Origin of the sequence: Ruegeria sp. HKCCE4148, assembly GCF_017872495.1 — a bacterium.
Classification (GTDB): domain Bacteria; phylum Pseudomonadota; class Alphaproteobacteria; order Rhodobacterales; family Rhodobacteraceae; genus Ruegeria.
Map to the genome: position 1 here is coordinate 40,053 of NZ_JAEDOS010000017.1, position 9,584 is coordinate 49,636.

The following is a 9,584-nucleotide window of genomic DNA, read 5'->3' on the forward strand; positions in this document are numbered from 1 at the left end:
CATGTGCCCCGAGATTCTTTTGACCCGCTGATCCCGTGGTGCATTTTTCTGACCCGATCCGGTCAATTTCAGCCAATTTCTGCTTGGCCGTCAGGCGCCCGCGCCCGTAGCGTGTCGGAGAGCGAAAGGGTGATGTGGATGCCGCAAGGAGAACAAAAGGACGGTTTGTCCCTCGTACGTGCTACGGTCCTCGGCCCCGTCGTAGCGATGATGCGGCGGCTCGATGCGGATCCGGCCTTTGCGCTCGGGCTGCATGGATTGAGCGAGGAACAGGTCCTGAACCCGGCCGAGTTCATCCCGCATGACACGGTCTATGCGGCGCTGGCCTCCATCGCCGACATCACCCGGCCGGATATCTGCGCCTTGGCGGGACAACAGACAGACCTGTTGAAGTTCCTGCCGCGTGGGGCGCTCCTCGGCCAGTCGGTGACCCTTGGCGATTTCTTCACCCGGTTCACCCAGATCGTCTCGAAGGAAAGCAACGCGGTGTCCTTCCGGCTCCTGATCGAGGAGGAACACGCCTACTTCACCACCAGTCGCAATTTCGAACCCGAGGTGTCGCCGGGCCATTCGGACGCCTTTCTCGTCGGGATCTGGATCTCCCTGCTGCACCGTGTTCTCGATTTCCGATGGGATCCAACCCAGGTTGTTCTGCGCCTCTGCGATCCGACCCTGCTGCCGGAGCAGTTTCATGGCGTGCGGGGCATCAAGTGCAACAACAGGGGATTCTCCATCCGCTTTCCGGCGGCCTGGCTGTCGCTTCCAATCAACCCCGAACTCCTCGTGAACCACGACAATGATATCGAAGAACCGGTTCAGGTCGATGTGCCCCTGGACTACCTCGAAGGCTTCGAAATTCTCGTGCGATCAAGGCTGTCCGATCCGGCGCTGACGGTGAGCGAGGCCGCCCGGATGTGCAGCATCACCACCAAGGTGCTGAACAAGCGCTTGTCCTCCTACGGAACAACGGCGTCCAAGGTGATCAACCGGCTGCGGATGGAAAAGGCCTCCGAACTGCTCACCACATCTGATCATTCGATCAAGGAGATCGCCCAATTGGTCGGCTTGTCCGAAACATCGGCACTCACCCGAGCCTTCACGCGGAACTTCGGCATATCCCCGAAAGATTGGCGCAATAAGGAGGCACAAGAGGCCCAAATTGCCGGAGCGCCTGCAGATTAGCCTGACCCCGCTGCGACTTCTCGACTACCGCAATCTCTTGGAACCTCGGTCGCCAATGGTAATGCCGAAGAGATGCATGAACCGGCGAGCCCTTCGCGGGGAGCAATCGATGGGAAAGGAGACCTCCATGCTATCCGCAGCGAACTCCCGCTTGCCGCCCATCTTGACCGCCTTGGTTTCTGCGAACTCTGACTTCTCGTGCCCGCAGCGAAGGTCCGTAAGGTCGGCATTCTGCCCGTTCGTGACAAAAGCTGCATCGGTCGGGAAGGGCTCGCTGCAGACGTTCGCTGCGCAGTGCATCAGTGACCGCTATGCGGACAAAGCTGCCCTTGGCCGCGATGTAACTCCATCAAGGTCGTTCCAGTCGTCGCTCCGCGAGCAAAAGCGACACCACCATGGTCCCTCTCTCGGAAAGCCACAATGCCTTATCGACCGGCCTTATGTGGCAGCAACAAAGCATAGAGGGCTTTGTTCATTGGTGCCTCCTGTCCCCATTTATCGGACAAACGTGCTGCAGCACCCGATATCCATTCGATCTCAAGCCGCCTACCATGTTCGACATCAACTGCGGTAGAGGCCCGCATGGTTGGTGGAAGCGCTTGCACCCGCTCCCATGTCTTTGCTTCGATGTCATCCGGCAGAGCAACTCCAGAAGCACGGCCCAATGTTGCGGTTTCACTCAGAACTTGCCGGAAGACGGCAGCCAGTTCTGGGATACCTGTGATGTCGGCAATGGTGCAGCGCGCTGCAGCGGTAACACCTGATACGGCTGAAAAGAGAACAAATTTGGACCACAGTTCGCACTCGATATCATCTGTTTCCGGCGCCGCAACGCCCGCGTCAGTCAATGCCTGCTGGAGTGCCGCAACTCGGTTCGAGGGGCGACTGTCGCGTTCGGCAAACACAAATTGGTTGAACTCTCCGGTTTGTGTTATCACTCCTGGGGTCGAGATGGTTGTAGAAACCTGCGCCATTCCATTGGCGACATTGGCCTCGGGTAATATCTTCGCAAGTCGGTCGGAGGCCTCCACGCCGTTCAAGAATGGCACGACGACAGTATTGGTTCCCAACAGAGGTTTGCAGACCTCGGCAGCGGATTCCAGATCATCTCCCTTGACCCCAAAGATGATCGCGTCGACCTCTCCGACCTGGGATGTATCATCCGTCGCAATCCATGGGTGGTGGGTGAGCGTGCCGCTGGATGTTTCAAGTTTGAGACCGGTCTTGGAAATGGCCTCCAGATGCTCTCCGCGCGCAATGGTCGCGATTTGATGCCCACGCAAGCCCAATTTTACAGCTAGATAGCCACCAATTCCACCTGTCGCTACAGTCGCGATCTTCATAGTCTCCATCCATTTTCTAACAACGAAAAGAGGATAGCACGACTGTCAACTCTGGGCTCAGAGCAGCCGTTTGCTGGGCTCTGTTTGAGTGACCGCTACGCGGACAAACGCGCCATTTGTGTCTGCTAACCGCACATCAGCGTTCAATCGCCCTTCGAGCGCCTGCTCGGAGGACAAATCACCAATTTTTTAGTGCATCAATTTTGGGTTAAAGAAAGCTCACTCTTTTGATTATGATGAATCGTCACCATTCTTCGTGGCTGAAGTAATCCAGTTTCTTAAATCCGGTGCAATTAGTCAGAAGTACCTCTAAGACGCTCGGATCTACGGCGCAGCAATTCAAGTGTTGCTAAGAGAGCTATGGATAGAAGCACCAAAAGCGTTGCTACCGCGAGGATCGTTGGATTTATCTGCTCGCGTAGCCCTGAAAACATCTGGCGAGGGATTGTTCTTTGTTCTGGACCCGCCAAAAACAACACCAAGACTACTTCATCAAATGAAGTTACGAAAGCAAACAGTCCTCCAGAGATGACACCAGGCCGGATGATCGGAATAACCACATCGAAAAACACTTTAGTTGGCGAAGCTCCTAGACTAAGGCCAGCGCTGAATAGTGAACGATCAAAGCCAGTCAGTGTTGCGGTGACAGTGATGATAACGAACGGTACGCCAAGGGCTGCATGAGCAATTATTAGGCCAGGGTAGGTGCTGACCAAATTAAAGCTTGTATAGAAAAAGAACATGCCGGCAGCGATGATGATTAATGGCACGATCATGGGCGAGAGAAGAAGCGCAGTGATCAAGCGCTTAAATGGCATCCAAGGCGACGCGAGACCAACCGCCGCAAGTGTTCCCAATCCTGTTGCTAAAATCGCAGCGGCGATGCCCACGACAAAACTATTCCAGATGGCAAGCGTCCATTTCTGGTCCTGTGCGATTGCCTGGTACCAGCGCAGGGAAAAGGCATCCGGGTCTAGCGAAAGCATACCTTCAGTGAACGTAAAGAATGGTTCTGCATTGAAAGACAGGGGCACAATAACTAAAATTGGCAACATCAGAAAAACGAGTACCAGGTAAGCTGAGAAACGCAGACTATAATGTCCAGCGATGTGCCAAAAGGTAAAATACTCTGGGAACTTCCGCATCGCTCTAACCCAGTTTGATATTGCCCGCGCCCACGAACCGGTCATAGAGCCAGTAGAGCGCAAGGATTAAGAACAACAGAAGCGAGCCAAGGGCAGCTGCAAGCTCCCAGTTGTTGGATTGCTGCATGTGAAAGGCGATGATGTTTGAGATCATCTGGCCATCCGTGCCCCCAACCAATGCCGGAGTGATGTAGTAGCCCACTGAAATTATGAAAACCAACAACGCGCCCGCTGACAGGCCCGGCAAGCTCATCGGAAGGTAAATGCGAAGGAAGGCCGGGATCGGTGGGCTGCCCATCGACATTGCCGCGCGCATGTAACTGGGATCAATGCCACGCATGACCGAATAAAGCGGCAGGATCATGAAGGGCAACAGGATATGCGTCATCGCAATGATGGTCGAGAATTGCGTATACAACATCTCAAGTGGCGCATCGGTCAGACCCAGGGCAAGCAGGGTGGAATTAACCACTCCGTTTGTTTGTAACAGTGCGATCCATGCGGTGGTTCGCACAAGAAGCGAGGTCCAGAAAGGCAACAGGACAAACACCATCAGGAGGTTCGCCGTTCCGCTGGAGCTGTTGGCCATGAAATAGGCTAGCGGGTAACCAAGAATAACAGTCAAAATCGTTATGATCAGCGCCATCCGAAGCGTCTTGCCATAGAGCTTGACGTAAATCTGCGTCTCGCGGCGTTGGATGCCGCCGTCAGGGTCATTCTCGAGGTCGAGCGCAGTCAGGTAGTATCCGGCGGTATAGACCTGACCGGTTTTTTTTAGTGCTTGCCAGATCTCTGGTTCTGCCCATTTGGCGTTAGCATCAATCAGGATCGCGGCGCCATTATTGGCTAGCTCGCTGTCATCAACACGACGCAGCTTGCGAGCGGAGGATTTGATGACGCTGGAGGACCCGGGAAGGGCACGATTCACTTCTTCCGCCAGTTGACCAGAAGTGCGATCGTTGGCGAGCCTCTTTAGATCAAGGGCGAAGATGCTAAGAATCTCATCGCTTGGACGTTCCTCGCCTTGCCAGCTTGGCAGTTTTTCGAGCGTCTCGGGTACGAGGCTGGCAACAGTCGGATTATAGACACCGCGGTACAGCATCGAGGCTATAGGTGCGACAAATGAGAAACCAATAAATGCCAGAAGGGGCACAACGAACAGAAAAGCTCTCCAACGCCGTGACCGGTATTCACGCGCGGCGTTACGGGCATCTTCGCGGCTCAACCCATCTGGGGTGACGCTGGTGGCTTCGGGCAATTGTTCGTCTCCGGTCGATGAACCTGCGCCGATTGAACGGCGCAGGTTGGTGCTCTTAGACTATTGAAGCAGCCACTCGTTGAACTTTTCGCCTAGTGACTCACCGTAGTCGGCCCAGAAGATGCCGTCTGCTTTGACACCTTCGTCAAGATGTGCTGTCGGCAGATCCTGCTTTACGTCATCCGGCAAAAGCGCCTGAGCAGACTTGCGCGTTGGGCCGTAAGCCACGTCTTGCATACCTGACAGAGGCACGGTTTGAGTTGCGAATTTGACGAACTCAAGCGCAGTATCGAGCTTATCAGTACCTTTCATGACCGACCAAACATCAAGGTCATAGACATGGCTATCCCAAACCATTGTGAAGGGGGCGTTTTCTTCCTTGATGGCGGCGAAGATACGACCATTGGCGGACTGCACCATCTGGGCACCACCGTCGTTCAGAAGAACAGGTGCTTGTGACCAGCTATCATACCAAACGATATCGTCTTTGATTGTGTCGAGCTTCGCGAAGGCTCGTGCCTGACCTTCATCGGTGGATAGAACGTCATAGACCTCGTCTGGTGCCACGCCATCGGCCAGAAGGGCCCATTCCATGTTTACCTGTGGACGTTTGCGCAGGCCGCGCTTGCCGGGGAACGCTTCCGTATTGAAGAAGTCTTCGATCGTTGTAGGGCCGTCGGAATACGCATCGTTGTTGTATGCGAAAATAATGGTCCAAACGATGTTCCCGACGCCACATTCGTGCAATGCCTCGGGAATAAAGTCCTCGGCAGCGGGTGTGCCGTCGTCGCCCGGAGGCAAAATCGAATGATCGATGACTTCCAAATACCCTTCCGAGCAAGCACGCTCTAGGTCGATCACCTCGATATCAACAACATCCCATTGGATGTTGCCGGATTCGCTTTGCGCTTTCATTTCGGCGACGCCGCCGCCGTAGTCTTCAAACAAAACGTTGACGCCGCTGTCGGCCATATATGGGTCGATCATGTGTTTCTGTTGTGCCGCCCCGTAAGCGCCACCAAACGACGTCACGGTCAGATCTTGTGCCATGGCTCCCGATGAAACCATTGCCAGTGCAGCAGCATATGTAAGCAATCCAGAATTTCTAATCACATTCACCTCCTGTTGTCGCGAGAAGCTTTGGGTCCCGCTTTCCCTTTCATTACTTCGCGCAACCTCATACAGGGAACGCAATGCAATCCGAAGTCAGCCACATCAGACTCCCGTCCTGGCCTTCTGAAAACTCAGGGGCGGACAAATCGTTCAGGACTTTGACAATAATCTCTGAACCGTTTGCCAGCCTGAAATAATAACGGATGAAATCGCCCACATAGATGCGCGTTATGAACGCCGCGGTCACCTCGTTGTCGTGATCATGCGATGTCGGGTGTATGAACAGCTTCTCGGGTCGTACCGACACACGACAACCGGAATTCTCGGTCAACCCTTGGCCAGCCATAGCAACCACGGTTTCGCCGCCCGGCGTAACGACTTTGGCCTGATCGCCTGAGATCGACTGAACGTGGCCATCGATAAAATTATTCTCGCCAATGAACTCGGCCACGAACGCATTTGAAGGCCGCTCGTAGAGTTCCGCGGGCGGGGCGCATTGCTGTACGACTCCGTCGTTAAAAACAGCGATCCGGTTGGACATCGACAGCGCCTCGGATTGATCATGCGTCACGTATATGACAGTAACCCCCAATTGCTCGTGTAGGCGCGAGATCTCATACTGCATTTGTTCGCGCAGCTTCTTGTCCAACGCACCCAGCGGCTCATCCATAAGGATAAGCGTCGGCTCAAAAATCATCGATCTTGCCAAGGCCACGCGTTGTCTTTGACCACCAGAGAGCTGGCCGGGATAACGTCCGCCAAACCCGTCCAACTCTACGAGCTTAAGCGAGGCAACCACTCTGGAATCTATTTCAGCCTTTGCCACTTTCCGAACCGAAAGCGGGTAGGCTAAGTTCTCCGCCACTGTCATATGCGGAAACAGCGCGTAGTTTTGAAACACCATCCCGATATTTCGACGATAGGGTGCGATACGATTGATCGATTGCCCCTTTATTGCGATGTCGCCTGAGGTAACGCTCTCAAAGCCTGCTAGCATCATCAGAACAGTTGTTTTGCCGGAGCCTGAGGGACCAAGAAGAGTGATGAACTCTCCTTCTTCGACTTGCATATCGAAACCCTTTACGACCAAGTTCTTTTGGTCGTAAGTTTTTTTCACGTTATCAAATACGAGAAACGGTTGTGATTTCCCAGCTTGTTGTTTGTGGGCATCCATGTTTTTCGCCACTATGTTGACCATTCATGTTTGCCGCCGTTATGGGGGCTGAAAGCAAGTAAATCGTGTATTCCGGCAAACTGCAACTTATCGTTTTATATCTATAAAATGAGGCTCTCGGGCAAAAAAAGGTCCGCGTTGGGCTCTAAGCCGACCTTGGAGCAAGCGCGGCATCTCAAAACTTGCACCGCTAGGCTTCGTTGAGGGCGGCCCAAGGCGGACCTTGGTCGCATCCTTGAGCGCCGCAATGCAGCTTCACCAAACCAGACATTCGTGCATCTCGCAGTATTCCGCTTCCCGAAATGACCGGGTCGCGGACAATGCGGCCACTAGCCGGACGCTCTTGAGCCTTGGGAAGCGAGGTATGCGTCTAACTCACTGACGAAACGGTCTGATCTGTCTGTGATCCATTCGACGAATAGCGCCCGCAGATTAGATTTCGCTCGGGGTCGCGCCCATAGGAGACGATAGGCGTACTTTGTCTGGCATATCATTGACGGTCCGAATGGCAGAATGAGCGATCCTGCTTTCAACGCGTGAAATGCTTCCACAATCCCGCAAAGCGCCAGCCCCTGACCCGCTGCCGCCGCTTGAAGCCCTGAACCTGTTCTAGAGATGCGTACGCCATGTTTTAGATGATCGCGGTCAAACCCAAAGGAATCGCCCCATGCTTGGAAGTCAAGCCATCCCGGGTCCTTGGTGCGATTGGTGACGTGGATGAGCGGTACACCCTTTAGCGATCGCACATACGGATCCAGCCCTTGCTGGTCTGCAAAAGCGGGCGAGCATACTGGGGCAACAAAATCACCGAAAAGCACGCGTTCTTCCAATACAGTGTCACGGGTGGGTCCGTATCTGATCGCAAGATCATAGTCTTCTCTCACTAAGTCGATATCGCGATTGGATGGGTCCAAGTATAAGTCCGCATCCGGGTATTGCAGGTGGAACTCCACAAGCATCGGCGATAGCCAATTTTCCGAAAAGGACTCCGGCAGGGTAATGCGTAGACGGCCAGCCGAGTAGTTCGGCTTCAGTTGCTCAAATGCCTCGGCAAGCCTTGCAAAGCCGTCTTCCAACAATTCCCGAACCCGCAATGCATCCTCAGTTGGCTCGATGCCCGAGCTGGAGCGAATGAACAGACTTTTTCCGAGGTAAAGTTCTAGGGACCGTACCCTTTGCCCAACTGCAGCCGGAGTAATTCCAAGTTCGTTGGCGGCCAGTGAAAAGCTCCCATGCCGCAATGTAGCCTCCAGCGCGCGCAACGCGTTCAAATGAGAAAGATGCATGTCGACACCCTAAAGGTTTCCTTTAGTGGGGCCAAATGAAATCAAGCGTGCAAAGCAATCGAACCCACCCATACTGAGCATTGGTGCATAGGATGTCGCCATGAAAAACAGAACCATGGGGAAGACGGGGAATGTTCACGCTTTATTGGGAATATTTGGCAGGCTCGATTGTGGTGCAGTCAGTCCTTGAAGAAATCGGTGCAGAATATCGACTACACTACGTGGACATGGGCGCAGACGGACATCGGACTCCAGATTTCCTGCGTCTAAACCCAACCGGCCGGATACCGGCGCTCGGCTACGCAGATGGCAAAACGATTGGAGAGACTGCCGCGATCGTTACGCTACTCGGCGAGATGTACTCTGGGAGCAGGGTCGCTCCAGCGCCCGGTGATGATAATCGTGGAGAGTTTCTGTATTGGCTGAATGTCATGACGACCTCAGGCTACATGACGGCAGCGCGCCTCGGGCACCCTGAGCGCTATGCGAACAGCAGCAAAGCGATCGAGGAGGTCGGCGCAAAAGCGGCTATCGATTACGATGCCTTTTTCGATGTGATCGAAGATGCAATTGCGGGCGATCCGTACTTCATGACGCGCGGTCTGACCGCACTGGATTTTTACGTCACAATGCTGACCGAGTGGCACGCCAACAAACAGTCTCTCTTTGGCTCACGACCCAAGCTCAGCGCGCTGTGTGAATCTGTGAATGAAAGCCGCTCCTACAAGGCCGCAATGGAGACACATGCACTTCCACAGACCTGAATATTCAAGCGGTCAGCCGAAATCTGCACTCTGGACTAGCGTCTGCGCAGGTGGAGCAATGCGGTCCCTACTTTCAGAGTTTTGATGCTAAACTAATTGGGCTTTAAGCAGATTATCTGCACTGGGCGGGTTCGGCGTTCTTCGATGTTTCGTGCAGCGTTTCGCACAATCTGCGGAGCCAATTTACCCAACAGGATATGAGTGTCAAAAACCGGCGCTTCGCCCTTTTCAACAAATGCTGCGTTTCGCAACAACGACTGGATTGGGCTCAAGGCAGTCATATGAGTCTTTCAGTCAGATGACGGCTTAGGAACGGAAA

Annotated in this window: 8 protein-coding genes; 2 read left to right on the plus strand and 6 right to left on the minus strand. The window is 54.0% G+C overall.

Going from position 1 to position 9,584, the window contains the following annotated elements; all coding sequences use genetic code 11:
• Positions 1-138: 138 nt before the first annotated feature.
• The gene (locus I9187_RS21510) at positions 139-1,182 is read left to right on the plus strand and encodes an AraC family transcriptional regulator (RefSeq protein ID WP_170357385.1); all 1,044 of its coding nucleotides are present in this window, start codon (positions 139-141) and stop codon (positions 1,180-1,182) included.
• 425 nt (positions 1,183-1,607) lie between these two features.
• Here the strand turns inward: I9187_RS21510 and I9187_RS21515 are convergent, their stop codons facing one another.
• The 6 genes from I9187_RS21515 to I9187_RS21540 all read right to left on the minus strand — a co-directional run bounded on the left by I9187_RS21515 (position 1,608) and on the right by I9187_RS21540 (position 8,501).
• Complete coding sequence (locus tag I9187_RS21515) at positions 1,608-2,525, minus strand: 2-dehydropantoate 2-reductase (RefSeq protein ID WP_171181278.1); 918 nt, start codon at positions 2,523-2,525, stop codon at positions 1,608-1,610.
• Positions 2,526-2,818: 293 nt separating this feature from the next.
• The gene (locus I9187_RS21520) at positions 2,819-3,670 is read right to left on the minus strand and encodes an ABC transporter permease (protein WP_171103639.1); all 852 of its coding nucleotides are present in this window, start codon (positions 3,668-3,670) and stop codon (positions 2,819-2,821) included.
• A 4-nt stretch (positions 3,671-3,674) separates the two neighbouring features.
• On the minus strand, positions 3,675-4,928 hold the full coding sequence (locus tag I9187_RS21525; protein ID WP_245223351.1) for an ABC transporter permease: 1,254 nt from the start codon (positions 4,926-4,928) through the stop codon (positions 3,675-3,677).
• A 60-nt stretch (positions 4,929-4,988) separates the two neighbouring features.
• Positions 4,989-5,978 carry an ABC transporter substrate-binding protein gene (locus I9187_RS21530; protein ID WP_245223352.1) on the minus strand — a complete coding sequence of 330 codons (990 nt, stop codon included), beginning with the start codon at positions 5,976-5,978 and terminating at the stop codon, positions 4,989-4,991.
• A 127-nt stretch (positions 5,979-6,105) separates the two neighbouring features.
• On the minus strand, positions 6,106-7,215 hold the full coding sequence (locus I9187_RS21535; RefSeq protein ID WP_171181273.1) for an ABC transporter ATP-binding protein: 1,110 nt from the start codon (positions 7,213-7,215) through the stop codon (positions 6,106-6,108).
• Positions 7,216-7,544: 329 nt separating this feature from the next.
• Positions 7,545-8,501, minus strand: coding sequence for a LysR substrate-binding domain-containing protein (locus tag I9187_RS21540; RefSeq protein ID WP_171181270.1), 957 nt, complete (start codon positions 8,499-8,501; stop codon positions 7,545-7,547).
• 131 nt (positions 8,502-8,632) lie between these two features.
• Here I9187_RS21540 and I9187_RS21545 point away from each other — a divergent pair, with 131 nt between their 5' ends.
• On the plus strand, positions 8,633-9,265 hold the full coding sequence (locus I9187_RS21545; RefSeq protein ID WP_171181268.1) for a glutathione S-transferase family protein: 633 nt from the start codon (positions 8,633-8,635) through the stop codon (positions 9,263-9,265).
• The last annotated feature ends 319 nt before the right edge of the window (positions 9,266-9,584 follow it).